Below are 24,853 nucleotides of genomic sequence, written 5' to 3' on the forward strand. Positions count from 1 at the left end.
CCATGGCATCATTCAGCAAACAATTCGGACCAGGGATTATTATGGCCTCGTCCTGCGTCGGCGGCTCGCACATCATCGCCTCAACGCAGGCAGGCGCTTATTACGGCTATCAATTGGCACTGTTGATCGTCGCCGTCAATCTGCTGAAATACCCTTTTTTCCGTTTTGCATTTGATTACAGTGCGCTGAACAATAAAAGCGTATTGCAGGGTTACGCCGACAAAGGCAACGGCTATCTCTGGCTTTTCCTGTTGTTCAACCTGTTCGCCACTATGGTCAATGTGGCGGGCGGCACATTGTTGTCAGCCGTGTTGCTGAATATGTTGATTCCGATTGAAATTTCACTTAATTGGTTGAATATTATTGTGCTATTCAGCTTTCTCGCTATTTTGTTTTCACGCCAATATCCGCGCTTAGACAGTGTATCGAAAAGCATCATGTTTCTGCTGTCGCTGATCACCTTGATTGCGCTATTGATCGCTTTCACTCGCAGCAGTGGCAACAGCATCCCCGCTGATTTCATCGCACCTTCTGCTTGGCAACTGAGTGCGATTCCGTTTTTAATCGCCCTCATGGGCTGGATGCCCGCCCCGATGGAACTCAGTGTCGCCGGTTCGCTCTGGGTGGTGGAAAAAAACCGTCTTGACCCAAACTATCGCCAAAAACGCCTGCTAGATTTCAACAGTGGCTACCTCGTCACGATGATATTAGCTTTGATGTTCATGACGCTCGGCGCCTTGGTGCAATACGGCAAGCCGATTCCCACCCTCGCCGGCGGACAATTTATCCGACAATTCGTAGAGATGTACGCCCTCAGCATCGGTGAATGGACCCGCTGGTTTATGGCACTGGTGGCATTTATCTGCATCTACGGCACCACCATCGTCGCCGTCGACGGCTATTCCCGCTGCAACCAACAAACTGTTATTTTACTCCGACAATCGATAAAATCCGCAAAGGAAAACCGCACTTTTAACCCGACTTACCACGACAAAACCTTGCGTTACTCGATGTTTTTCACCACCTTATCCGCCTTTATCGTGATCCAGTTCTTCAGCAGCGCCATCGGCAAAATGATCCCCTTCGCCATGACCGCCTCCTTCGTCTCCGCCCCGGTGTTTGCCTGGCTCAACTTCAGCCTCGCACGCCAAGATAAACAGCAAAAAGACTGGCTGACTTATCTGGCTTGGACCGGAATAGTTTATTTAGTAGCGATGGTTGGGGTTTATTTTGTTTATAAGTAATGATAGACAACCTAGTATGTTGCAAAAAGTAGATATTGATTAATATTTAAACCATCTATGTGATAGATAACACTAGGAAAATTCGGAGATTTACATTCTGCGCTTTAAACTATCTGTGTGATAGGCAACAACGAAAAGAAAGCCGATTTAGCCACTCGGCATTTCTAAACCATCTGTGTGATAGGCAACAGCCAGTGATGAAAACAAGATAATGTTAAAAAATTTCTAAACCATCTGTGTGATAGGCAACTTCTATTCCCTCTCAATATCGTGCATCAATCTTTTCTAAACCATCTGTGTGATAGGCAACACTTGGAAATCGATGAAAATGGCAATGAGGTATTTCTAAACCATCTGTGTGATAGGCAACAAGGTATGGAGTGATTTGTTAGAAAATAGAAATTTCTAAACCATCTGTGTGATAGGCAACGTTTTCCTTGCGGCAATGGCATTTGTTGCAATTTTCTAAACCATCTGTGTGATAGGCAACCCGACGGTCTGTTTAATCGAATAAATTTGCAATTTCTAAACCATCTGTGTGATAGGCAACCAAAAGCGCAATTTTTTAAAGCACCTTAAGTCTTTCTAAACCATCTGTGTGATAGGCAACATTAATCCGATTTGATATAACTGATATAGCGCTTTCTAAACCATCTGTGTGATAGGCAACTCGGCGGGGTTGAGCGGTATGGACGGCTTAGATTTCTAAACCATCTGTGTGATAGGCAACTAACCCTTTTTCGGCGAATTCTTTAAAAGTGCTTTCTAAACCATCTGTGTGATAGGCAACAAAGTGCGATATCAAAAGTTATTTATTGATATTTTCTAAACCATCTGTGTGATAGGCAACTCAACAACTCTTTTTTTATCGGTAACTTTAAATTTCTAAACCATCTGTGTGATAGGCAACGGCGGCGGATAACCATTTCAGCGATATTGTTATTTCTAAACCATCTGTGTGATAGGCAACAGTAAAGGCGGTTCGTCACAAGTGTTTGATGATTTCTAAACCATCTGTGTGATAGGCAACTCGACAAATGCAGATTCAGTCTAATCTTGACTTTTCTAAACCATCTGTGTGATAGGCAACTGCGCAATCAGCATTTTCACAAACTTGGTCGTTTTCTAAACCATCTGTGTGATAGGCAACTTTTACTATCCCAGATGTGACAATCGCAGTCTTTTCTAAACCATCTGTGTGATAGGCAACAATGTTAATTCGCTTTCTGAAACGCCTAGTGCTTTCTAAACCATCTGTGTGATAGGCAACTAACAATACCAACCCCTTTACCGCTTCTAGTTTTTCTAAACCATCTGTGTGATAGGCAACGAAAACCTCTCTTTTCTTTTTATTTTGATATGTTTCTAAACCATCTGTGTGATAGGCAACGCTGTGTAAAATACCGCTGTGTTGCGCATTCTTTTCTAAACCATCTGTGTGATAGGCAACACCTCCGTTTTGATACTCCTGCGGCAACTGCCTTTCTAAACCATCTGTGTGATAGGCAACCAAAAAGACCACTGTCGGGGCGCATATCTGATTTTCTAAACCATCTGTGTGATAGGCAACCGATCACCATCGCCGACGGCACGTTTGCCAAATTTCTAAACCATCTGTGTGATAGGCAACCATCTGGGAAATGGTGCGCCAATACCGCACTTTTTCTAAACCATCTGTGTGATAGGCAACTTATGGGGCATTCGCGCCCGTTCCGGCGCAGGTTTCTAAACCATCTGTGTGATAGGCAACTGAGTAGCTTGCAAACCTTAACTGCGCTTGGCTTTCTAAACCATCTGTGTGATAGGCAACGCTGGACGGTTGTTGATGCGTTTGGCGGCTCCGTTTCTAAACCATCTGTGTGATAGGCAACTCCGCCAACTTGATAAAAAAGGTCTTGTTCAATTTCTAAACCATCTGTGTGATAGGCAACAAACCATACTATCACAATATAGTGGTTCCGGTGTTTCTAAACCATCTGTGTGATAGGCAACTCACTGCCGGCACCTTCACAGTCATTCATTTTTTTCTAAACCATCTGTGTGATAGGCAACAGTTACCCAGAATCCTGTATTTGGACTTTGAGTTTTCTAAACCATCTGTGTGATAGGCAACGTGTGATAGCGGTGATTTTACTTATGTTCAGTTTTCTAAACCATCTGTGTGATAGGCAACTCAGGAGGGTGGTAAGCCCCTTTTCTGATTTTTTTCTAAACCATCTGTGTGATAGGCAACTTATTAAAGTTACCAATCACCTGTCCAGCTTTTTTCTAAACCATCTGTGTGATAGGCAACAGGCTGTTGATGTGATTAATCAGCGAGATATATTTCTAAACCATCTGTGTGATAGGCAACTAATGCAGCTAATGCAGCAAGTGCAGCAGCTATTTCTAAACCATCTGTGTGATAGGCAACTTGCACGATGATGTCGCCGTCTTCAAAATCGTTTTCTAAACCATCTGTGTGATAGGCAACAGTATTTCCGCTATAGTGAGCGGCATATTCGGTTTCTAAACCATCTGTGTGATAGGCAACAATGCAATTCAGCGCCGTTGCTCAATACGATCTTTCTAAACCATCTGTGTGATAGGCAACCCCGGTAATTGCCGCAATCGTAAGTCCAATCTTTTCTAAACCATCTGTGTGATAGGCAACTGACCGCACTTTGAATCCCATTAATTGCTGTTTTTCTAAACCATCTGTGTGATAGGCAACTCAAGTGCGGTCTGCTCCAGTGTTGCACGTCGTTTCTAAACCATCTGTGTGATAGGCAACAGCAACGCCACATTTATCAGCTAAATCAGCCTTTTCTAAACCATCTGTGTGATAGGCAACGTACAGACAGCACGGAAACCCTGCGGCAAGTGTTTCTAAACCATCTGTGTGATAGGCAACTTAGCAATGTGCGCTGATAATCCAGATATGCATTTCTAAACCATCTGTGTGATAGGCAACAGCAACGCCACATTTATCAGCTAAATCAGCCTTTTCTAAACCATCTGTGTGATAGGCAACGTACAGACAGCACGGAAACCCTGCGGCAAGTGTTTCTAAACCATCTGTGTGATAGGCAACTTAGCAATGTGCGCTGATAATCCAGATATGCATTTCTAAACCATCTGTGTGATAGGCAACGCTCGATTAGCCTTTCTTTCGTTCGGCGTAACTTTCTAAACCATCTGTGTGATAGGCAACGGTTTTACCGCCAGTGGTGGGCGATTGTCAATTTTCTAAACCATCTGTGTGATAGGCAACCATTGAATCGTGGAAAAAAGATCCTCGCTTAGTTTCTAAACCATCTGTGTGATAGGCAACACAGTGCTTTATTGTTCATATTTGATCTGTTATTTCTAAACCATCTGTGTGATAGGCAACATTTGCACTTGATGATTGACCACCGTCAACGGTTTCTAAACCATCTGTGTGATAGGCAACAAAATACCTTGCTTGTTCCTCAAAAGTAAATTTTTCTAAACCATCTGTGTGATAGGCAACAAGCCAAACACAAGCCGATGAAATCGGCGAATTTTCTAAACCATCTGTGTGATAGGCAACGACTGCTTACCGCCAGTGGTGTTGGAAATGGTTTTCTAAACCATCTGTGTGATAGGCAACAAGCTGAATAATCACCCGCTTAATGCGGTCTTTTTCTAAACCATCTGTGTGATAGGCAACTTTGGGCGAACGACGATGACAGAGTTCCTGCATTTCTAAACCATCTGTGTGATAGGCAACGAACGCAGTATGACGACATTAGTCTGTCCGGTTTTCTAAACCATCTGTGTGATAGGCAACTCCCGCTTAGTCGGTATGCTCTCGTTGAACATTTTCTAAACCATCTGTGTGATAGGCAACCATATCATCGTTGATGATCAGCTGGCGGGTCATTTCTAAACCATCTGTGTGATAGGCAACACAATGCGCTGTTGCAGTGTGCTTTTCGGCATTTTCTAAACCATCTGTGTGATAGGCAACTCTCACTTTTTGTTGATGAAAATAAAATAAACTTTCTAAACCATCTGTGTGATAGGCAACGTACAGCTTTAGCAAAGTCATAGCCGCTTTGCTTTCTAAACCATCTGTGTGATAGGCAACAGTAAACGGAGTGGTGAATCTTACTTTAAAAATTTCTAAACCATCTGTGTGATAGGCAACATCAGCCTCATGCCTTATCCTTGTCCTCTTTCTTTCTAAACCATCTGTGTGATAGGCAACGAAAAGGACGAAAATTATTTGCGCGATATAATTTTCTAAACCATCTGTGTGATAGGCAACAATACGCCACTGCCATAGGCAACTTCTCAGCATTTCTAAACCATCTGTGTGATAGGCAACTTAACTTGCATAGCCTGCTGCACACCCCCAAATTTCTAAACCATCTGTGTGATAGGCAACGTGCTGACGGCGGCATTCGGTTACGGCGTATGTTTCTAAACCATCTGTGTGATAGGCAACATGGGAAAATATAATGCATCACCTTTTTTCAATTTCTAAACCATCTGTGTGATAGGCAACCATAGTTTCTCCTTTCAGCCCCGCCCGAAAGCTTTCTAAACCATCTGTGTGATAGGCAACATGTACGTAATCTACTGAAAAGTCGGCAAATCTTTCTAAACCATCTGTGTGATAGGCAACATAGTGATAAACTTGTTGAGCTGTGTCGTAGATTTCTAAACCATCTGTGTGATAGGCAACTTGAAGCCTTAGAAGACGCCATTTTTAGTGGTTTTCTAAACCATCTGTGTGATAGGCAACTTCACTTACGGCTCAGTCTGTTCAGGCATTGATTTCTAAACCATCTGTGTGATAGGCAACTGGATTTATAAGCGTGTAAGTTCAAAGCCTTGTTTCTAAACCATCTGTGTGATAGGCAACACTACGCCCTGTTGCTCCAATTTAGAATTTAATTTCTAAACCATCTGTGTGATAGGCAACGGCGTAAGCCGTTCGGGTTTTTCGCCTTTATTTTTCTAAACCATCTGTGTGATAGGCAACGAATTCGGCGAGAGCGTGCGCTGTTGTGCCGATTTCTAAACCATCTGTGTGATAGGCAACTGATCGACAGTGCGAGGAATACAATACCGCAATTTCTAAACCATCTGTGTGATAGGCAACCGTGAAAAAACATGTTTTCATACGCGCGCATATTTCTAAACCATCTGTGTGATAGGCAACTTTAACTGCTTAACTGCGGCGTTATACTGCAATTTCTAAACCATCTGTGTGATAGGCAACTAGAAGATTACACCTAAAATAATAGTCAAGGCAAGGGATGACATTAAAACCTTGCGCTTGACCATTATTTTAAGTAATCTTGTAACAATTTGATAAATAACAAATTTTTAAAGAGCGGTTTTATGAAGGTATTTTACCAAGCCGGAACTGTTGTTGTGCTGCTTAATCCATAACTGCTAAAAGCACCCGCTACTGGTCCATTCACTCGTAACTGTTCGATCTCTAAAGAATATTGCTGCTTTGTCCGCAAACTTTGCATAATAATAAAAGGGCGGCGTTTTAACACTGGATTTTCGTAATGCTCAAGAGATTCTTGGAGTGTGACATTATGAACTTCCATAAAACGCTGCACTCTTGCCTCTTTCGCTTCTTCAAAGCTGAGATTATGCTTTTTCGCATAATCCCGGGTATATTTGTCATTATTCGTACGCTGGCGTAAGCGTTTGACCACAAGGTGTTCAGTAACATTTGATGGTACATTCTGAATACTTAGTATATGAACGTAATCCTTCAGTCTTTCCAACCAATGAGAAATATTCAGCTGCTCTAGCATTTCTTTTTTGTGGGAAAAAATACGCAATTTGCAACCTAATGTCATGATTGTCTTGTTATTTTCCTTAATATATTGATATTCAGGAAAACTGACGCCAATCTCACTGACCGAATTTGGGTGTTGCAGCTCCACTAATGCCAAATGCAGCTGAGTATATAGCTTGCTCCAGATAAAATAAGGTGAAATATCGGGGCTTTTGATAATAGTTAGATCTTGGTAGTACTGCATATCGTTTACTCCTTGCCGCTTGCACCAAACACACCGCCACGGATAAGCACTCCGATGACATAATGCTGTTGTTCGAGCATCGGTTTTTTCCCTTTTAATACCCAATTATCAAACAAGGTATAAAAATCTTGTTTCTGTTTTGGCTGGCGAAAAGCTTTACCCATTGAGGTCACCGCGCCATAAGGTTCAATTGCAATCGGAAATTTGGCATCTAGATACCAGTTATCAATTGTACGAATAGCATTACTGATTTTTTGTGAGTGCATTCCTGCTTTATCACTGATCTGATAAAGCACTTTGCTTTTCTTATTTCCGGTATCCAGTACCAACTCTTGTGAAGGATAAACCTCCTGTCCGTAGCCAACGCTGACTTTTGCTTCGATTTTCAATAAAATAAACGCTGCACCGGATAAACCTTGTTCTATCCATTTTGCAACTGTTTGAATTGGTTGATCGTTCTCAAAAGTGTCCAGTTTATACGCTAAAGCATTATCTATACTTACCGACTGCTCACCGCACTTTATGGTTAACTCAATCTTTTCTGCACCTACGCGGTTGCGCCATAGCCAACGTCCATTCAAAATATTATTCGCATAGCGCTGTGCTAGCACTGCAAACCCTTGCTCTGCAATATAACTTTCAACAGTATCAACCAAAGCCTTTTGGTAATCTTGGTCGTTACACACACTTGGTCTGCCGTTAAAAGGAAGCACTTTACACGTCCATTTCACAATTAAAGTATCATTTTCAGGATCTAATGCGGCAGAATCAACTTTCTGCAAATTGGCTTTTTCAACTTCCGCATCCAGTTTCTCTGGGTCATTAACTAGAGCATTTTTTAGACGGTTACTGATTGTACCGCGTACCGATTTTTCTTTTACTTTAACATCGGTTTGCTTTGAATTCGGATTATTACTATCAATTTGCCAAAAAACAGCATCAGAAATATCCAAATTACGTTCAAAAGCCAAGACAGTGGCGACGGTTAATTTACTCATTTTATTGCTCCTTTAAAAAAGTATTAATATAATCAAACTGCGTGTTTTGAATGGTTAAATATAAATCCTGTTCTGCAATGTGGTGGTAGTGCCAAAATGCTTTGTTGAGATCATTAATTCGATGTGGGAACACCCATTTGCCCAAACTGTAAACTGCTTCGACATATTGACTGGAATATTCAGCATTACGGCTATTCTGCATTTTTCCGGCTTCAACACTGTCAGCAATTCCTTGAAACCCAATCGCCATTGACACCAGCCAACCTCGACCGCTCTTTGGAGAAACGGTTTGCCAGACGGTCTTACCTTTCTCTTGTTGCTCTATCGGAATATGCTGTAGTGTCACAACATCAATCAAGGCATCGAGTGCGGTGGCAGTCGGATTTTTATGTTGCTGAATTTGGGTAAGCTCAATCAAATCCTGTTGTGCGTTCATTAGCACAAAAGCGGGTAATAGGTGTCGAGAAATCTCACCGATTGCTTCCGCCTGAATATATTCAACGGATTTTAATCCCAGTACACTTCCACCGGCTAACCGCTGTTGTTGGATCCACTGCCGGCTTAAATTGACTAATTGTGTTTGACACTGCTCATCTTCAAGCGGCCAAATATTTTCCGCAAAGACTTCCACTACCAGCGTCACCAGCAAATTACATTTTCCCTCCTCGATAATTGAGGCTACTGAACCGTCTTTTTTAATCGGGTTTCGGGTTTGATTAAAAGTATAATCACTATAATCACTTTGGCGATAGGCTTTAACTTGACAATCATGGCACGCAATTAAAACGCCTTTCAATGATAAACCGACCTCGTTCAACTCCTCTGGCAATTGATGCTGTTGCAGGCGGCGTGACATTGCATGAAATGCCCCCAAAAAACCGCTAACTGCCGGAAAACCATAAGTGATCGGACTGGAAATGCTGTTTGCATCTTGAATCTTGACACGCTTAAAAATCAGATAGCCTACCCGTTCTTGCTGTTGTTCGGTCATTGAAATACCTCCTGTCCATATTGCAAACTCTCCTGAATCATTTCATTCATTTCCTTACGCCATTCTTGATGTTCGGCATCAGAAAAGTGTTTACTTATCTCCTTAAATTCAGCCTTTAACATACTGTTTAACCAATTTGCAAAACGCTCTGCTACTTTATCGCGCCAATCCCCCGTTGCCCGATCTTGCTTGAACACTGCTTCACCATCCAACTCGATCCGTTTAGGATCAAGCCATAATTTTTCATGGTAATTAAGTTTAATCTCACGCGTCCACCCGGCTTCTTTTTGCTGCTGGATTTCACTAACGGCTCCGATCAACCGAAATAAAATATCATCTAAACAGGCTTTTCGAGCATCACGAATGGCCACATTGTTATAATTGGTTCTTCCTATTTTGAACAGTGACTTTAGTGGCTTACGGCAAAGATAAGCCAAACTTTTTGCAAAAAGACTCTCACTGTCATCGCCAATCGACAAAGAATAGGATTGTTTAAAGTGCGGTGGTAACGAAGGCAGCAAATAGTTCCGCCCTCCTTGTTTACTCATGAGTTGACTGACATTTTGCGGTTTTGTACCGCCCAAAATTGTCACTGCAATATTGAGAACACTCACATAAGGTTGCTGTTCCACCGTTTTTTTAAAGCGATTTTCACGCGCCGTTTTATTCTCTGTTGAAAAACGCAAAGCGATCATTTTTTGATACAACTCATGAGTTAATACAGACGGATAAAGTGGCACAAGACAACGATAATCATGGTGATTGAGTGGAAATAATAGCTGCTTATTCCGCTCGTGTGTCACCTGCTCACTCAATTCGTTAACCAGTGCGCTTTTAAACAATGTTTGATATCGTGCAGACCGCACTTTGTCATCGGCAAAAACACCGTCCAAAGCTGAGTGATCTTGCATAATCAAGGTGCGTAATTTGATGCCGGTTTCGGCAATTTCGGTATCCAAAAAAGCAGCTAAAGGTAGAGCAGCTGCGTTACCATTCGCATCTAAATAAGGGCTGTTTAAATGTTGTGAACCCAAGAAGCCCGGCGGTAAAGCGCGGTTAGTTTGAAAATTGATATTATCGCCTTTTGCATCAGGGTGAACACCTTTTGAAATATGTGAACCGAATTTTAATTGTTTCGCCATGCGTTCCGCCGCATCCTCCAACCAATCAACAAAACTGTATTTTTGCCTCATCGTCGCCAACGTAGCTTCAAGCTGATTAACTTTAGTCAGATCGTCGGCTTGCTGTGCCTTATCCAATTGCTTGCGCTCCGATTCGGTTTTTTTCTCATATTGAGCGGTTAAAAACGCCAAAACCGCACTTTTTACCTGAGCCGATGTTATTTCACTCATTTTCGCTCCTTCTTGCTATTTATTTCGCCAAAATCCCAACCATTCATTAAAAATCCAACCGTGGGTATTATCTGCTAATGCGACACTGGAATATTTCAGTGCCAATCCGATTTTACTTCCCTCATTTTTTAGCCCGATTTTTGCCTGATAATCGGCAAACCATTTCAGCCCTTGCGCTAAATTGATATTCAGCCAAGCACTGACTTGCGAGTGTTCTAGTTCAATCTTCTGATACTGAATATACGCATTATGGGTTGCTGAATGCGCTAATTGGCACATTCTGACTTGTTCCACTGAATACACATCAAAATTATCGCCATTTGGGATCAACAGCCATTCTTCCTCTGTTTGCCCAGCACGAAACGGGCTGAGAATTTGCAAATGGCTACAAACACGATTGGATGTTGACTCGTCACGCCAATAGGCGTTCACCAGATTCAACTCATTATTGTTCATCAAGTCCTGAATAACCCGATGCTCCAGATCCGTCAAAATACTATTCGCCTGCAAAATCTCAGCCTTATTAATCCGTACACTGGCATCTACACGCTGTAGCTGTTCTAATGGCATCAACCGTTGCATATCGTGTGTTTCCAATTTAAATTGGTTACTTTCAAACCCGGGTCTAGTGAAAGCCACTTCACCCGGATGTTCTAATGCACGGATATTTTTCTGTAAAATCAATAAATTCGGCGTTGTTGCTATTTTATTCGGCCGATGTCGCCAAATACGCCCTGCTAATTGGATAAGCGAACGCATTGACGAGGGTTCAGCAATCGCCCAATCGTAGTCATGATCACGGCCAACCTCTGCTATCGGTGTTGCCAGCACAATAAAAATATGCTGTTTTTCAGGATATTGCTGCATTGCTTCGACAATATCGGATTGCTGAAAAAGACGCTCCGGACAGTCCATGTCACGTTTCAAAATTCGATCCAAACGGCTTTCTAAAATATTACGCAGCAGCAACAATTGTTTGGCATGATAACAACAGAGGTGAAGATGAATATCGGGGGCAATTGATATACCTCGCATAAAGGCTTTTGCAATCTCGATAATATTTTTGGTATTGGCAATTCGGATCAATCCGACACTAACACCTTGATTAGTCACAGGATGCTCTACATGATATTGTTGATGTAATGAAATTGCAGCATTGGCGAGAGTCTGTGCCAACTCATCGAAAAATTCCTGTATTTTTCCCTGAGAATAACCTGTGTTGAAAGGCAAAATAGCCGCGAATCGCCGAATCGGTTGTTGATGTAAAAAATCGAGCCGCTTTCGAATAAAAGCTAAATGTTCGTCACAAAACTGTCCGCTGTCTTTGCACAACGCCGTTTTCATTGCTTTCTGCTGTTCGTCAATCCAAGCACAAACCACTTGCGGTGCTGCTTTATTCTGATGACGGTGATAAAGCACTCTACCGGCAAGATAAGCATTGAATAATCCTTGAATCAAATCAGGAGGCAGCGTTGCGGAAGAAAGCAATACGCGTCCACCCAACAAACCGCTCAAGTGTACCAATCGACTCAATGCCGGCAAATCTGCCTGATCAAAGTCATCCGGTTCATCTAACACTAAATCACTGCTCAATAATCGTAAAACCGGCAGCATATATTGTCCGCCACGCTTACATTCCGTTGCCTGAATTAAGTGATCAACCGTGCAAACCGCAATGGGGGAAAACAATAAAGAGTTGGCTTTCTGGCTATCCAGCAACCTTTCTAAATTTAGATTATCGTATTGACTGTAATCAATCTCCGAATCAACCACTTCATTGAGTATCTCTGCTGCAGATTCACTCCCCCAAACCGTACTTAAAACATTATTTTCCGGCAATTCATTGATAGCCCCTTGCTGGTCTGAATTTTTATTTAACACTTCATACAATTGACGCTGTGCGTTGCCACCAACCAAAATAGCCAACTGCTCCGCATTCAAGCCCAAATTGTCACGGTAACTTTGCCCCGTTTGCAGGGTTAAAACCCGCAATCCCAAAGCAACAGTGAAACGCGCCCCTTTTTCTTTATCTGCCAGTGCATACATAATTCGAGCATTACCAATGGTTTTTCCACATCCGGTGGAAGCCATATTTACACCAAAAAAACCTTGTTCTTCTGACTGTTGCTGCACGGATTTTGCCAGCTGAAATGCTTTGTTCTGCCAACTAAATCGTGTAATCGAACTGTTTTGAATCAGGCTATCTTGCTGTTTTAATGTCGGTAATTCAGTTGCCACCACCGGCAAAATTCGGGCAAATTGCGCAGCAGCGTTTGCCACACCCAACAAGTGTTCGTCTAAACTCTGTTTAACCGCTTTTGTTTCTCGATCAGTATTTGCCGCCAATTCAATAAATGCTTTATCCCCAAATACGCGGCGTTTGTCCTCACTATCAAGACTAGAATAGTGATAATCCGCCATCATTAAGCATAATCGTGAAAATTGTAGCAACAGGCTGTCATCAATACTGCCCTTTTGCTGACTAACTGCCTGTTCACTCAATTGCATCAATAGCGGATGCTGTAGGGCTTTATTTGCCCAGCGTTTTACTGCTTTTTGCCAGACCGCACTTTTTAAAACCAAACTGTCAAAGCGCCAATAATCTGCTTGTTTTGAAGACGATAGACTATCAAGTAGCAGCGTATTTTTTACCCAGCAGTCAACCGCTTTCAACTGCTTGTAAAATATCGATAATGGTTGTTTAAAATACTTCCCACTTTTTAAATTTTCCGCAGTCGAAGAAACATAGCGTACTTTATCAAAAGGAGCAGTACGATGATGAGTGACGATTAGCCAGCCAATCCATTGCGCTAAGGGAGGAAAATCGGCAATTTTGCTACTTTCTCGGTTTTGTTGCAAAAATTGCTCAAGTGAAATGACGGGATTGTGCAAATAAGTACCAAGATCGGTTAAACGCATTAACCATGCGTGATCGCTATCGCAACCTAGCAACAACCATTCAACTATTTTTAACGAAATCCATTCATGCCGATAAGGATCGCCTTTGATGCCTGACTCTCTTAATTTTCGCTGAAATCCGATTGTTGATTTGCCTAAATCGTGAAAAAGTGCAGCTAGCGTTGCGATAATTTGAATGCTTGTAATATGTTGCCAGTGGTTTTCCCATTCACTATGCAACAAATTTCGACGAGTGCGGTTTACCGGCACAATACCTTGTTGATTAAAACGTTTTCGGTTGCCTACAATCCATAATAAATCGGATCTGGCGCGAGTTCGAATCCAATGACAGCTCACCGCCGTATTACGGGTTGCTGTTTGCCGTAGCAACCGCCTGAGCATCTGCAAGCCATCTTCTGTGATCACTGTTTGCCAGGTATTATCGCCAATGCGATTAGCAAAAGCATCCAACACTTTACGGGTGCGTGATAGCGATTTTTTTTCACACTGCGAAACAAACAAGACCATCATTAGAGCTAGTTCCTTAAACCTAATTGGAAGTGGGGATACCGCAAGATATCCCCTGACACATCAGCATCACATACCAAATGATCACTGACGCCCCCTTCAAGAGTGACTATTCATACAAAGAATAGTTTTATATCAGCGTTGAACATCATAATACATCAAGAACAAACATCATTCAAGACCTATATATACTTATTTTTATATCCATTTGTTTTTCTCTGCATATAGGTATAATAATAAAACTACTTAACTGTAGGCTTAGAAATATATATACTTGTTTGATATTGATTTTACCCACCACACAGGTGGTTTATTTATTGGCGCTATGCATTAGCGCCAAATTTTTTACCACTTCAAACATAAAATCCAGCACCTTATGCTGGGTAAAAGCCCTTAGGCATTCTTGCCGAAACTCCTGTTCACTCGCTTTTTCACGGGCACAAATAAACGCCAGAGGTAAAACAATCGCATCTTTAATTAAATCCGCCACATCAAAAACCAATGCACCTCGGCGAGTTTTACCGTGCATTACCGCAAAACCATGCGGAATACCTAACACCCAAGTGGTTGTAGCTGCCAAACCATAGGCTAAATAATTGCCGTGATTGAGAAAAATATTCGCTCGATCGCCTGCATCACGATCACGGGTAAATTCTCCTAACTGTGTATTCTGTGCGGCGAATTTATACAATTGCTTGGTAAAGCGTGCCTCCTGCTGTAATAGATAGCTAACCTCGCTTTGTTTCGGAATATCCAGCTGATGCTGCATCAATAACGCTTGCAAGTGCGGTTCACTTGCATCAAACCCCTCTATTCTTAGTTCTTTATCTTTACTCCAAACTTGCTGCAAAAATTGAATCCGTGCCAGCTGAAGCTGTTTGGCAGCCAACAAACGCTTGTCATCATCGAACCACCATCCTAGCCAAGCTTGCACATACTCTGTCGGACGATATTCACTCTGTGGTGTAAACCATTCGATTTCGCTACCCATAAACAGCGGTATTCCCCCACCACCGCTAAACCCCACCAACACTCCTGCAGATGCCAACATTCGAATTGCCGCTTGAGTAACAGAGGTTCCCGTACCCAAAATAATGCACGTTGTATTTGCAATCGGAATATTCCAATACAAATTTTCTTTATCCGCTTCAGTTAAATAGAGGATACGGCCATCTTTTTGCATTACTCGACAATGTTCGATGTAATAAATATTGGCACGTTTGCTATGTAGAATCGTTTTGAGATCAGAAGAGGTTAAATGTTGGTGAGAAGATGCCATATTATTTCCTAATAAAAACAAAAATCCCTTGTTGGTAACATATCGCAACAAGGGATTTTTGGCTAGCTAATAATGCTATATTTAATTGATAAATATCAATTTTTGTGACCTTCCTCATACAACCATTGCGCCACTTGTTTGGCGTAATAGGTCAAAATGCCGTCGGCGCCGGCGCGTTTGAAACACAGCAGTGCTTCCATGATTGCCGGTTTTTCGGCGAGCCAGCCGTTTTGAATGGCGGCTTGCAGCATGGCGTATTCGCCGGAAACTTGGTAGGCGAAAGTTGGGACGCCAAAGTGTTGTTTCACCCGATATACCAAATCCAGATACGGCATACCCGGTTTCACCATCACCATATCTGCGCCTTCTTGTAGATCTAACGCCACTTCCTGCAATCCTTCGTTGCTGTTGGCGGGATCCAGTTGGTAGGTTTTCTTATTGCCGCCTTTTAAGTTGTTGCTCGAACCGACCGCATCACGAAAGGGGCCGTAGAAACTGGAGGCGTATTTGGCGGAGTACGCCATTATTTGGGTGTTTACAAAGCCGTTTTGCTCAAGTGCGGTGCGGATGGCGCCGATGCGTCCGTCCATCATGTCACTTGGCGCCACAATATCGGCACCGACAGCGGCATGTGATAAGGCTTGTTTAACTAAAATGTCGGTGGTGGTGTCGTTGATGACATAGCCTTCAGCATCGATTATCCCGTCTTGTCCGTGTGTGGTATAAGGATCCAGCGCCACATCAGTCAGTACGCCCAATTCGGGATAAGCCGCTTTCAGCGCTTTGACCGCACGTTGCACCAAGCCGTTTGGATGATAGGCCTCTTCTGCCAATAAGGATTTTTTCTCCTGCGCAATCACCGGAAACAACGCAATCACCGGCACGCCGTATTTCACCAATAACCCAGCTTCGATCAACAATTGATCCAACGTTAAACGCTCCACGCCGGGCATTGAGGGAACAGCCTCACGCTCATTCTCGCCTTCCATAATAAACACCGGATAGATCAAATCATCGGCGGTCAATTTATTTTCTGCAACCAAACGGCGACTGAAATCATGGCGACGCAGGCGGCGCATACGGCTAGCCGGAAAATGCGCAAAAATTTGTTGTGTCATAAAATATCCTTGCAAAATCTATTTTAAAATCTGTCAATTACAAACAACTAAGACGCACAACGGCGTCTTAGTTAAACATACAGCTCAGCTTGGCGAACGCTCTTGTTCCTCTCTCGGTTTATAAAACCGTGACACTAACAAGCCCACTTCAAACAACAACCACATCGGAATCGCCAACAAAGTTTGCGAAAACACATCCGGCGGTGTCAAAAACATCCCGATGACAAAGGCGGCAACAATAATATACGGACGTTTTTTGCGCAAATCGTCCGCTGTAGTCACTCCGCTCCAACACAGCAGAATAATCGCAATCGGCACTTCAAAACAGATCCCGAATGCCAAGAAAATGGTCAGCACAAAGTCCAGGTAGTTGCTGATATCGGTCGCAATGGCCACCCCTTCCGGCGCAGTTTTGGTTAAGAAACCGAACACCAGCGGGAACACAACATAATAGGCAAATGCCACACCGGCATAAAACAGCAGAGTACTGGAAAATAACAGAGGATAAATCAAGCGTTTTTCATGTTGATAAAGCGCCGGGGCAACAAATGCCCACACTTGATAGAGCAAATAGGGAACCGACAAGAAAATCGCCACCACACCGGTCAGTTTCAACGGGGTAAAGAATGGCGCAGCTACGCCGGTTGAAATCATGGTCGAGCCTTGTGGCAACTGTTCGATCAGTGGCAACGCAACCAAGCGGTAAATATCATTGGCAAAAAAGACCAAAGCACAAAAAACAAGCAAGATACACAAAATCGCTTTCAGCAAGCGGTTACGCAATTCAATCAGATGGTTAATCAGCGGTTGGGAGTCTTCAACTGACGACATACAACATTCCTTTCGGGTTAAACTTTAGCAGCGTCTGCTGTTTTATCGGCAACGGTTTTATCAATAACGACTTTATCAACAACGACTGTATCGACAGCTATTTTATCAGCTTCGCCGTTAGGCACGGCAAGAGCGGTATCTTCAGCCACCGCACTTTCATCTGTAACCAACTGCGGTTCACCCGCTTCTGCCAACATCGCTTGATCATCTTCACTCAAAGCATTCTCTTTCAAATTTTGTTCGATATTTTTGATACCGCTTTGTAATTGTTCGCCTTGCTGCTGCACGCTTTGTTGCATTTTTTGTGCCGATTCTTTCAAATCCTGAATATTTTTCGCCAACTCCGGCGACAGCTCACTCAAACTCAGTTTTTCCGCTTTTTTAATACTTTCCTGCAACTCGTGCAGTTTCAGTTCTTGGCTCAATTCGTTCTGCACATTGGTGGCAATGCCACGAATGGTTCGAATCCAGCTCACAACCGTTCTGATCGCCACCGGCAAACGTTGCGGGCCTAGTACCACCAGACCCACCACAAAAATTAAAACCAGTTCGGAAAATCCAATATCAAACACGGGTTACGCCTGCTCTTTATCTTTAGCTTGTTCTTTCATTGCTGATTTATCAGCACTGTTTTCTAAAGATTGTTTGAAATCAGCATCTTTTTGATCATCTTCTTTAATCGCTTTTTTAAAGCCTTTAACCGACTCACCCAGATCTGAACCTAAACTTTTCAATTTTTTTGTTCCGAATAAAAGAACCACAATTAAGACAATAATCGCCAGTTGCCAAACGCTGATACCCATAAAACCACCTCATAAGATGAAAAATAGCCTTAAAACGACTAGATTTCGATTGTTAAATAAATTGTTGTGCCACTCGAAAAACTTTAAACCATTGATAGCTTGCAGTCAATCTGCAAGTGTATTTAGGATCAATTTTTCATTAATCACTTTTCAACAAGCCGTAGAGCCAGATTATAACCGCACTTAGCAATAAGCACGAACTAAAATATCGCGGCAAATGTGCAAATTGCAGGAGTGTTGTGATAAATATCACACTGCCGATCAGCCCACTATACCAAGAACGTCGCCGCTGTCGCTCCTGCCCCAGCAAAGTGCGGTTTAATTCGCCAATTTGTCGGCTGATCTGCTGTTGTTGTTGCAAAGCGTGATACAGGGTTTCCGGCAGCTCGGCAAAATGTTCACGGAAATACGGCAACTTCTCTTTCAAACTGCGATACACCGATTTCAACCCGACTTGATCGTTCAACCAATCTTGCAAAAATGGCTTTGCGGTTTGCCATAAATCCAATTGCGGATAAATTTGTCGCCCTAGACCCTCGATATACAACAAGGTTTTTTGCAACAACACCAATTGTGGCTGCACTTCCATATTGAAGCGACGTGCAGTATTAAACAGATTCAACAACACATGCCCAAACGAAATCTCGCTCAGCGGCTTAGCGAAGATCGGATCGCACACGGTGCGGATCGCCTGTTCAAACTCCTGCACATTGGTGTCTTCCGGCACCCAGCCGGAATCAATGTGCAACTGCGCCACCCGTTGGTAATCCCGATTGAAAAATGCCAAAAAATTTTCCGCCAAATAGCGTTTATCTTCCCGATTCAACGAACCGACAATACCACAGTCAATACCGATATATTGCGGATCGTCAGGGTGGTTCGGGTTGACAAAAATATTGCCGGGGTGCATATCGGCATGGAAAAAACTGTCACGGAACACTTGGGTGAAAAACACCTGCACGCCACGTTCCGCCAACAATTTCATATTGGTGCCGTTGGCTTCCAATGCGGCAATATCCGACACCTGAATGCCGTAGATCCGCTCCATCACGATCACATTTTTATAGCAAAAATCGCTGTACATTTCCGGTATATACAGCATTGGACTGTTTTCAAAATTGCGCCGCAATTGGATTGCATTCGCCATTTCGCGCCGCAAATCTAGCTCGTCCAAAATGGTTTTTTCATATTCGCGCACCACTTCCACCGGGCGTAAACGCCGCCCTTCGCTTGATAAGCGAGGAATCCAACGTGCCAAGCGATACATCAAGCCAATATCCGCCTCAATCGCTGTTTCGATGTTCGGCCGAATCACTTTCAGCACCACTTCACGCCCGGCAAATTCGCTGTCGGCCTTAAAACGGGCGGTATGCACTTGTGCGATCGAAGCGGACGCCAATGCGGTTTCATCAAAATCACTGAACCAATTTTCCAGTTTGCCGCCCAGTGCGGTTTCGATCTGCTGCCGTGCCAACTTGCCGGAAAACGGTTCAACCTGATCTTGCAATAACGCTAATTCATCGGCAATCGCATCGGGAAACAGATCACGCCGGGTTGACAACATTTGCCCCAATTTTATCCACACCGGCCCCAGTTCCTGCAACGCCAAGCGCAAACGCAAGCCGAACGCCTTGTCGTGATGACGGTTGCGCAGCCAAAACAGCAGTTTGCGCCCGCAGCGGATCGGACGGGTGAACCCGGTTTTCGGCAGCGCTTGATCCAAACCGTATTGCAAAATTACTTGGATAATTCGATAAAAACGCAGGGTTGACTTAATCACGGTTCGCCTCTTTTGCCGCTACACGATTTTGTAGCTGCTGAAATTGATGCTCCAATTGATCGCACTGCTGCTGCACTTGTGCCACTTGCGTCTGAAAATCTGCAAACGCCAATTTAGGCGTAACAATTTGCCACTCTTCGCCCAAACGCTCGCTCCAATGCCGCTCAGCAGTTTGCCGCTGACCTGCCAAAAAACCCCATCCCTGGCGCAATAGCTTAATGCCGTTATAGGCCAGCACATCGCCCACATACGGCGCCAGCAACTCCGCCGGATCTGTTTGCAAAAACGCCATCAACCCCAGAAAATCTTGCAACACTTGCAGATCGCCGTGGATCACAATCGATTTATCATTAATATATTGACTTAATTCTGATTTTTTTGGCAATTTTAATAAAATTTTCGCTGAGGTTTGCAGCGAACAATCGGCGATGCCTTCATATTGCTGCAACACATCGATTGCTTGTTCCGAAAAGATAAAATAGTAACTGATCTCAGGTTGCTGCAATTGCAATGCCAGCACCTTGCCACTCAATTTTCGCAACAGCGGCTGATAATTTTCAGTATTTTTTAATAAATGCGAAAGTGCGGTTTCCAGCGCGGCTGCGGCAAACTGTGGCAACATTAATTGTGTCTTTATCTGCGACCAATTGGGTAACATCGTCCGATTTCCTTTTTTAATCTAACACTTGCTAGGGTCTGTTGATCTTTGTTTATAATTTGTAGCCTCTAAAATTTATAGCCTCGATGCAACGCCACAATCCCGGCACTCAAATTGTAATAGTCCACATTTTCAAAACCGGCTGCGCCCATCATTGTTTTCAGCGTATCCTGATCCGGGTGCATTCGGATCGATTCTGCCAAATAACGATAACTTTCCGCATCATTGACCACCACTTCGCCCACTTTCGGCAAAATATTAAATGAATAGAAGTTATACAACTTGCTTAACGGATCAAGAATCGGTTTGGAAAACTCCAACACCAGCAAACGCCCGCCCGGTTTCAACACCCGATACATCGACCGCAACGCCTTGTCTTTATCCGTCACGTTGCGCAAGCCAAAACTGATGATAATGCAATCGAAACTGGCATCGGCAAACGGCAGCGCTTCGGCATTTGCCTGCACATATTCCACATTGCCGACCACGCCCAAATTTCGCAATTTTTCGCGCCCGACCTGCAACATTGAATCATTAATATCGGCCAACACCACACGCCCATCGGCACCCACAATCCGTGAAAATTTAGCGCTAAAATCGCCGGTTCCGCCAGCCAAATCCAACACGTTCTGTCCTTTGCGAACCCCACTGCAATCAATGGTGAACCGTTTCCAAACTCGATGCACACCAAATGACAGCAAGTCATTCATCAAATCATATTTGCCAGCTACCGAATGAAACACATTGGCAACCAACTGCTGCTTCTCTGCCTTGCCAACGGTTTTAAAACCAAAATGGGTGGTTTCCGCTTGAGGCTGCGTCACATTGAGTGGATTATCGTTTGGATTTTGTGATTGGTTCATATCTTGCTTCATCGCCATTTTCTGAGTGAATTAAACTTGCCTCACTTTAGCACAAAACCACCGCGAGGTTGATCATTGCAGCAGAAAAAAATCCACCGATTGTGGAAGTTCAACAAACGGCTCTTTTTCTAAAACAAAGATCACTAAAAAAAGTGACATAGATCAAAAAAACTGACAAAAAATCGCTAAAGCGTTGTTTTTTTTTTTTTTTTTTTAAACTGAGAAAGTTTCATGATTTTTTGCCGTTTTCATAGCAAAAATGAGCAAATATCACGCTTTTGCCAATTTTAACCCAGTAAGGAACCCAATATGAAACCCACCATAAAAACCACCGCACTTGCCATTTTAATCTCTTTAGGCGCAGTAGCTTGCGGCTCGTCGGGAGGCTCAAGCAGTAATAAATCAACGACTAATACCACAGACCAAACGCAAACCGAACAAAGCTCAGAACAATTAGCAGCAGCCAAAAAGCAAGCCGAATTAGCACAACAACAAAAAACAGCGGCAGAAAAACAACTCGCCATCGCGCAACAAGCAGCAAAAGATGCGCAAAACGCCCAAACTAAAGCAGAAAGCGATAAAGCCGCCCAAGTTAAAGCGGCGGAGGAAAAAGTTAAGCAAGCGGAAGCGCAAGTAGCAGCTGCGCAACAACAAAAAACGGTTGCCGAAGAAAAAGCGCTGCAAATTGCACAACAACTACAACAAGCACAAAGTGCGGTTAAAGCCTCCGAATTAAAAATCCAGCAAACCACCGCAGAAATTCAAAAAATAAAAACTGATTACCAACTTGCCGATGCTGAAAAAAATAAACAATTAGCACAACTGGAAAAGCAACTTACACAAGAAAAAGCTGCGCTCACTGAAAGCGAAAAAAACTTAGCGACTGCCAACCAACAATTGCAAGCCTTAAAATCAGAAACTGAATCTAACAAACAAACTTTAGCGAATCTACAGAAAAGTATTACTGAGTTAAACAAACAAATCACAGAACTTAGAGAAACCAATATCAATCCAATTACAGGTTATGCAATGGATTCACGGATTCGTGTATTCGATAAAAATGGCAAAAGAATATCCGGAGAAGAAGAGCAAAAATTACTGAATCTTTCACTCGATTATCTTTTACAACCGGCAACAAATACAGACGAACGTTTACGCAAATTCTTATTTGCGCCAGCTACATCCGGTATATTGCCTCAACCTAATGATAGTCGCTTAAATAGCTATACCGTTAAGCAAACGGTTGACGGAAAAGCTGTCGATATGGTTTATACAACCTATCGTTATAGTGAAAACGATGCCTATTTAGCTGAAATTTCAGCCTCAGGCGCTATTGATGGGCAAGAGATCAGAAGTTCCACACTATTATATGGCGGTCAAGGCACGCCAGCAGAGAGATTATCTGACTATCAAAAATTAGATGTGAAAAAAACCTATGACGTGAAAGCAGCGCCGGGCTTAGAAAGATGGTTGGACAGCTATGATATTACCTTAATCGCTGATTTTGGCAAAGCCACTGTCTCGGGTCAAGGGATTAAAAAAGATGATAATCCAATTACAGCTCCAGGCAACATCACCTTTACTGACAACCCAATTTACAGCAAAGACGGCATTATTCAATTCGGTGGTGACGGCTATGTCGAAGTTGAATTCACAGGTATAAACGGGGGCTATCAAGGCAAGGATCAATTAGTTTATCCGGGTATGATGATTGGTGCGGATGCTGAAAAAATTGTTGGACGCATTGGTGGCAGCACTATGATTGGTCACGAGAAAAAGTAAGTTTTTAACCTCATGCTGTAGAAGCGGATTGAATATATTTTAATAAAATTTATTTTAAAATCAAATTATTAAATATAAAAACCATAATCGGAGTATTCAATACGCTCCTACAATTCTCGTTTTCAATACATCGTTAAGAATCCTCTTTTACCCTGTATTAGGCAATGGTTTGAGGCGCACTTGGCGCCTCTGTTTTTGAGCAGAACAATGAAAAAACAATTTTATATTTTTTCGGTGACCGCACTTTGTGCAGCAAGTGCGGTGGCGGAAACCTCGGTCAGCGTGAATCAAGCGACAACGCCCGACAGCATTCAAAATATTGCGCACCCGACCATGCCGCCGCAAAAAGTGGAAAAATCGGGGCAAAGTACGGTGCAGCCGTTGCGGGTCAGTCGGGCGCAGTTGTTGGCAAGTCCGCAATTAACCCAAGACTGGTTGAATTTGGCGTTGCAGCAACGCAATCCGGAATTGATTCAAGAATTGTTGGCGATTTACCGCACTTTTGCGCAACACGATCCAATTTTGGTGCAATTTTCGGAAGCGACGTTGGCACAAATCGCACAGGATTATCCGTTGGCAATTCGGCATTTTCGTGAGATTTTAGCCGCGAATCCCGACCTCAATCCGGTGCGGATTGAATTGGCAAAAGCCTTGTTTCACGACCGCCAAGACAGTGCGGCACGCGATCAGTTTGAAAAAGCCAAAAGTGCGGTCAATTTGCCTATGACGGTGGCAACCTTAATCGATTCTTATCTGAATACCCTGCAACAACGCAGCGGTTGGCAAAGCAGTTTCAGTGCCTATTATCTGCGTGATACCAATGTCAACAACACTGCCGCCACTCGCGAAATTGAAAACACGGGTTTTGTCAAAGGTGACAGCATGCTGCCACAATCGGCGCACGGTGTTGCTTACGCTTTCAGTCTAGAGCGGGATTTCAATCTGAGTGGCTCACACTATTTGCATCTTGGCACGGAGCTATTCGGCAAGAATTTTTGGGATAATCACGCTTACGATGATATTTACAACCGCACTTACCTCGGCTACAGCCACAAAAGTGCGCTGCAAAGTTGGTCGATATTGCCATTTTATGAAAAACGCTGGTTTGGCAACCAATCGTACAAATGGGCAAACGGCGTGCGTGGCGAATACCACCGTTGGCTGAGCAACAACTGGCAACTCTCGACCGCACTGGAACACGCACAACAACATTATTACGACAGCCAAAATCTGAACGGACACAGCCAATTGGCATCTGTCACGCTACTGTGGCTGCGCACGCCACGCCAGTTTTTCTCGCTCGGTGTGGATTACAACCGTGAAAAAACTCAGCTGCAGCAATACAGCAACAACACCCGCACGTTGCGGATCGGCTGGGGACAAGAGTGGCAATGGGGCATTTCTTCGCGCATCGGACTGTCGTATGCACAGCGCAATTATAAAGATCAAGCCAAATTGGGTGAATTGATTCCGCTGGGCAACGTACGCAATGACAAGATTTACAGTGCGAATTTAACCCTGTGGAAACGTGATTGGCATCTATGGGGCATTACGCCGAAACTGCAATTGTCGTGGAAAAAACAGGATAGTAATATCTCGTCAATGTATTCCTATTCGAGTAAAAATATTCATCTGGTTTTTGAGAAAAACTTTTAGCCAAGGAAATCAGGGCGGCGCTTCCGCTCGCCCTGTATAGACTAGACTGTGTTCTCAA

At 43.3% G+C, this 24,853-nt stretch carries 16 protein-coding genes and 1 CRISPR repeat array; of the genes, 3 read left to right on the forward strand and 13 right to left on the reverse strand.

Features of this window, described 5'->3' with window-relative positions; translation table 11 throughout:
• The first annotated feature begins 2 nt into the window (after window positions 1-2).
• Window positions 3-1,244, forward strand: coding sequence for an NRAMP family divalent metal transporter (locus EDC16_RS05575; RefSeq protein WP_132966251.1), 1,242 nt, complete (start codon window positions 3-5; stop codon window positions 1,242-1,244).
• A gap of 43 nt (window positions 1,245-1,287) precedes the next feature.
• Window positions 1,288-6,477: a CRISPR direct-repeat array (repeat unit 28 nt; unit sequence TTTCTAAACCATCTGTGTGATAGGCAAC).
• Between the two features lie 133 nt (window positions 6,478-6,610).
• On the opposite strand, the gene cas6f is transcribed toward EDC16_RS05575, so the two are convergent.
• The 13 genes from cas6f to ubiE all read right to left on the reverse strand — a co-directional run bounded on the left by cas6f (window position 6,611) and on the right by ubiE (window position 21,357).
• On the reverse strand, window positions 6,611-7,258 hold the full coding sequence (cas6f, locus tag EDC16_RS05580; RefSeq protein ID WP_132966253.1) for a type I-F CRISPR-associated endoribonuclease Cas6/Csy4: 648 nt from the start codon (window positions 7,256-7,258) through the stop codon (window positions 6,611-6,613).
• Between the two features lie 5 nt (window positions 7,259-7,263).
• Window positions 7,264-8,256: a type I-F CRISPR-associated protein Csy3 gene (gene csy3 / locus EDC16_RS05585; RefSeq protein ID WP_132966255.1), complete on the reverse strand. Its 993-nt coding sequence runs from the start codon at window positions 8,254-8,256 to the stop codon at window positions 7,264-7,266.
• Between the two features lies 1 nt (window position 8,257).
• On the reverse strand, window positions 8,258-9,247 hold the full coding sequence (csy2, locus tag EDC16_RS05590) for a type I-F CRISPR-associated protein Csy2 (protein ID WP_132966257.1): 990 nt from the start codon (window positions 9,245-9,247) through the stop codon (window positions 8,258-8,260).
• Complete coding sequence (gene csy1 / locus EDC16_RS05595; protein ID WP_132966259.1) at window positions 9,244-10,599, reverse strand: type I-F CRISPR-associated protein Csy1; 1,356 nt, start codon at window positions 10,597-10,599, stop codon at window positions 9,244-9,246. The genes csy2 and csy1 overlap by 4 nt, the downstream gene beginning before the upstream one ends.
• A gap of 15 nt (window positions 10,600-10,614) precedes the next feature.
• Window positions 10,615-14,028 carry a type I-F CRISPR-associated helicase Cas3f gene (gene cas3f / locus EDC16_RS05600; RefSeq protein WP_132966261.1) on the reverse strand — a complete coding sequence of 1,138 codons (3,414 nt, stop codon included), beginning with the start codon at window positions 14,026-14,028 and terminating at the stop codon, window positions 10,615-10,617.
• A 307-nt stretch (window positions 14,029-14,335) separates the two neighbouring features.
• Entirely contained in the window at window positions 14,336-15,304 is a 969-nt protein-coding gene (gene cas1f, locus EDC16_RS05605) for a type I-F CRISPR-associated endonuclease Cas1f (protein ID WP_132966263.1), read from the reverse strand.
• 95 nt (window positions 15,305-15,399) lie between these two features.
• Window positions 15,400-16,422 carry a porphobilinogen synthase gene (gene hemB / locus EDC16_RS05610; protein ID WP_132966265.1) on the reverse strand — a complete coding sequence of 341 codons (1,023 nt, stop codon included), beginning with the start codon at window positions 16,420-16,422 and terminating at the stop codon, window positions 15,400-15,402.
• Window positions 16,423-16,506: 84 nt separating this feature from the next.
• On the reverse strand, window positions 16,507-17,253 hold the full coding sequence (gene tatC, locus EDC16_RS05615; RefSeq protein ID WP_132966267.1) for a twin-arginine translocase subunit TatC: 747 nt from the start codon (window positions 17,251-17,253) through the stop codon (window positions 16,507-16,509).
• Between the two features lie 17 nt (window positions 17,254-17,270).
• Entirely contained in the window at window positions 17,271-17,825 is a 555-nt protein-coding gene (tatB, locus tag EDC16_RS05620) for a Sec-independent protein translocase protein TatB (RefSeq protein WP_132966270.1), read from the reverse strand.
• 3 nt (window positions 17,826-17,828) lie between these two features.
• A complete protein-coding gene (tatA, locus tag EDC16_RS05625) occupies window positions 17,829-18,056 on the reverse strand; it encodes a twin-arginine translocase TatA/TatE family subunit (protein WP_132966272.1) in 228 nt (75 codons plus the stop codon).
• Between the two features lie 139 nt (window positions 18,057-18,195).
• Window positions 18,196-19,836, reverse strand: coding sequence for a ubiquinone biosynthesis regulatory protein kinase UbiB (gene ubiB, locus EDC16_RS05630; protein WP_232517208.1), 1,641 nt, complete (start codon window positions 19,834-19,836; stop codon window positions 18,196-18,198).
• Window positions 19,829-20,494 carry a ubiquinone biosynthesis accessory factor UbiJ gene (locus tag EDC16_RS05635; protein WP_132966274.1) on the reverse strand — a complete coding sequence of 222 codons (666 nt, stop codon included), beginning with the start codon at window positions 20,492-20,494 and terminating at the stop codon, window positions 19,829-19,831. Before EDC16_RS05635 ends, ubiB begins: the two co-directional genes overlap by 8 nt.
• A gap of 68 nt (window positions 20,495-20,562) precedes the next feature.
• Window positions 20,563-21,357 (reverse strand): bifunctional demethylmenaquinone methyltransferase/2-methoxy-6-polyprenyl-1,4-benzoquinol methylase UbiE, encoded by a 795-nt coding sequence (gene ubiE, locus EDC16_RS05640; protein WP_132966276.1) that lies wholly within the window; start codon window positions 21,355-21,357, stop codon window positions 20,563-20,565.
• Window positions 21,358-21,666: 309 nt separating this feature from the next.
• Between ubiE and EDC16_RS05645 the strand changes: the two genes are divergently transcribed.
• Entirely contained in the window at window positions 21,667-23,139 is a 1,473-nt protein-coding gene (locus EDC16_RS05645) for a hypothetical protein (RefSeq protein WP_132966278.1), read from the forward strand.
• A gap of 207 nt (window positions 23,140-23,346) precedes the next feature.
• Entirely contained in the window at window positions 23,347-24,795 is a 1,449-nt protein-coding gene (locus EDC16_RS05650) for a surface lipoprotein assembly modifier (protein WP_132966280.1), read from the forward strand.
• The last annotated feature ends 58 nt before the right edge of the window (window positions 24,796-24,853 follow it).

It is taken from the genome of Testudinibacter aquarius, assembly GCF_004342725.1.
In the GTDB taxonomy this organism is placed as follows: domain Bacteria; phylum Pseudomonadota; class Gammaproteobacteria; order Enterobacterales; family Pasteurellaceae; genus Chelonobacter; species Chelonobacter aquarius.

Excerpts from the sequence above, each read along its gene's own strand:
- tatA (WP_132966272.1), bottom strand. The coding sequence starts at position 18,056 with ATGGGTATCAGCGTTTGGCAACTGGCGATTATTGTCTTAATTGTGGTT.
- EDC16_RS05575 (WP_132966251.1), top strand. The coding sequence starts at position 3 with ATGGCATCATTCAGCAAACAATTCGGACCAGGGATTATTATGGCCTCG.
- EDC16_RS05635 (WP_132966274.1), bottom strand. The coding sequence starts at position 20,494 with ATGTTACCCAATTGGTCGCAGATAAAGACACAATTAATGTTGCCACAG.
- csy3 (WP_132966255.1), bottom strand. The coding sequence starts at position 8,256 with ATGAGTAAATTAACCGTCGCCACTGTCTTGGCTTTTGAACGTAATTTG.
- EDC16_RS05650 (WP_132966280.1), top strand. The coding sequence starts at position 23,347 with ATGAAAAAACAATTTTATATTTTTTCGGTGACCGCACTTTGTGCAGCA.
- cas3f (WP_132966261.1), bottom strand. The coding sequence starts at position 14,028 with ATGATGGTCTTGTTTGTTTCGCAGTGTGAAAAAAAATCGCTATCACGC.
- cas1f (WP_132966263.1), bottom strand. The coding sequence starts at position 15,304 with ATGGCATCTTCTCACCAACATTTAACCTCTTCTGATCTCAAAACGATT.
- hemB (WP_132966265.1), bottom strand. The coding sequence starts at position 16,422 with ATGACACAACAAATTTTTGCGCATTTTCCGGCTAGCCGTATGCGCCGC.
- tatC (WP_132966267.1), bottom strand. The coding sequence starts at position 17,253 with ATGTCGTCAGTTGAAGACTCCCAACCGCTGATTAACCATCTGATTGAA.
- ubiE (WP_132966276.1), bottom strand. The coding sequence starts at position 21,357 with ATGAACCAATCACAAAATCCAAACGATAATCCACTCAATGTGACGCAG.
- csy2 (WP_132966257.1), bottom strand. The coding sequence starts at position 9,247 with ATGACCGAACAACAGCAAGAACGGGTAGGCTATCTGATTTTTAAGCGT.
- EDC16_RS05645 (WP_132966278.1), top strand. The coding sequence starts at position 21,667 with ATGAAACCCACCATAAAAACCACCGCACTTGCCATTTTAATCTCTTTA.
- csy1 (WP_132966259.1), bottom strand. The coding sequence starts at position 10,599 with ATGAGTGAAATAACATCGGCTCAGGTAAAAAGTGCGGTTTTGGCGTTT.
- cas6f (WP_132966253.1), bottom strand. The coding sequence starts at position 7,258 with ATGCAGTACTACCAAGATCTAACTATTATCAAAAGCCCCGATATTTCA.